This is a genomic window from uncultured Marinobacter sp., assembly GCF_963974375.1.
Lineage (GTDB): Bacteria > Pseudomonadota > Gammaproteobacteria > Pseudomonadales > Oleiphilaceae > Marinobacter.
This window is the reverse complement of sequence record NZ_CAXBDN010000428.1, coordinates 1-1,941: the sequence shown is the minus strand read 5'-3', so window position 1 is coordinate 1,941 and position 1,941 is coordinate 1. Positions and strand designations below refer to the sequence as shown.

General features: G+C 58.6%; 2 protein-coding genes. Both read left to right on the top strand.

Annotated features, from left to right (window positions below; genetic code table 11):
- Nucleotides 1-1,115 (top strand): hydantoinase B/oxoprolinase family protein (locus tag AAC035_RS21050; RefSeq protein ID WP_339807072.1); only part of this gene is annotated, 1,115 nt, incomplete at its 5' end.
- Nucleotides 1,116-1,219: 104 nt separating this feature from the next.
- A partial coding sequence (locus AAC035_RS21045; protein WP_339807071.1) for an AraC family transcriptional regulator occupies nucleotides 1,220-1,941 on the top strand: 722 nt, incomplete at its 3' end.

Sequence of the window (1,941 nt, the reverse complement as noted above, 5' to 3'; positions counted from 1 at the left end):
CCTTCCTGAACTCCGGTTACGGCACCACCCACTCGGCGATCTACGCGGGCACCAAGACCTTCTTCCCGGATGTGCCGCTCAACTCCGGCTTCTACCGGGCGGTCACCGCGAATATTGGCGAAGAGGGCAGTGTGGTCAATGCCGGCTGGCCCCATGCGGTAACCGGTTTCTGTTCCGGCCCCTATGAAAAGATCATGAACGGCATCTTCGAGCTCTGGAGTGGTATCATGCCGGAGCGGGCCATGGCCTGTGCCTTCAATCTGGAGTACCTGTTGATTGGTGGTAACGACGGGCGCACCGACACCACCAGCTACTTTATGTGGTACGACTGGATGGCCGGTGGCTGGGGCGGGCGTCACAGCAAGGACGGCTCCTCCGCGACATCTCCGGTGTTCGGCGCCGGCCTTGCCGTGCAGCCGGTGGAAGGCCAGGAGCGCCTTAACCCAGTGCTGACCATGTGCCATGAAATCAGCATGGATTCCGGCGGGCCGGGGCGCTTCCGCGGTGGCTGCGGCGTGCAAAAGGGCGGCGTGCTGACGCAGGTCGATAAGACGGTCATGAGCTATTGCTGTGACCGGGGCCGCTCAGTGACCTGGGGCATCAATGGTGGCTTGCCGTCCGTCCCTCATGGGGTCTGGGTCAACAAAGGCACGCCCCAGGAAAAATACCTGGGTGCAACCTTCTCTAACGTGCCCATTTATTCCGGCGATACTTTCACCCGGCCTTCAGCCGGTGGTGGCGGCTTCGGTGACCCGCTTGAGCGCCTGCCGGAGGAGGTGCTGGAAGACGTGATTGACGGCTATGTCTCGGTGGCGCGCGCCGCGCTTGATTACGGGGTGGTGATTCAGGTCCACGACCCGGATATCGATGACTACCGTATTGATGATGACGCCACTCGCCAAACCCGCGACAGTATTCGCCGCGAGCGTCGCCAATGGCTCAAGACACCGCCCGAGCAGGTCGCCCAGCAGTATCGTGATGGCGAGCTCGACGTGTTGGATGTGATTCGCCGTTACGGTGTGGTGCTCGACTGGGGTACCGGCGAGCTGCTGGAAAAATCCACCGGCCAATACCGTAAGTCTCTGCGTCAGCGCTCATCTGATCATTGGGGGTAAGGGGGCCTTGGCCGCAGCCAAAAACGCATAAGTGAACATACAGTGAGCATAAAGCGCTCTGCCACCTGTGGCGGCAGGGCCGTTTCTGATGTGATGAAGAGGCAATGATAATGAACAATGCCAGCCTCGATAACAGTCAGTCCAATGCCATGTTATCGTCTGATTCCCAGCAGCGCTGGACACAACTGGTGTCTCAGACCTATTTTCCGTTAAAGGTCTGGAAGGCCGAGGGCAGTGATTTCTCGCTGTCGCGGCTGTGTTCCTACAAGGCCGAATACTCCCGCTGCCAGTCGCAGATCGCCCAGGATGACCATGCCTCTTTTCTGGTCACCATTCCGCTGCGCACCCAGGTGTTCTTTTCCCAGCATGGGCGCAGCCTGGATTGCCCGCCGGGGCACTTTATCGTCGAACAGGGGGATGCCCCCTACCGCTTTGGCTATGAAGACCCCAACGATATGTGGGTGTTCAAGATCCCAAGTCAGGCGATGAAGCACCGTATCCGCCGCCCGGAACGTTATTCGCAGCACTGTTTTTCCGCCCAGAAAGGTATTGGCTGCGCCTTTGTCGAGTTTCTGATGATCTGCTCTCAGCGCGTGAATGAATGCAGTCCAGATGATCAGAACCGCCTGTTCGAACAGGCATTAAGCATGCTGTCGCTGGTGTTGGAGCAGGATGAGCGCGTCCTCAATAGCGACCAGTCGCATCTGAAAACAGCCCATCTGATGCGGATTGAACGCTATATATCCGCCCATCTCGGTGATCCGGAGTTAACGCCCGCCCGTATTGCCGCCTTCTGCGGTATTTCGCTAAGGGATTTGCATAAACT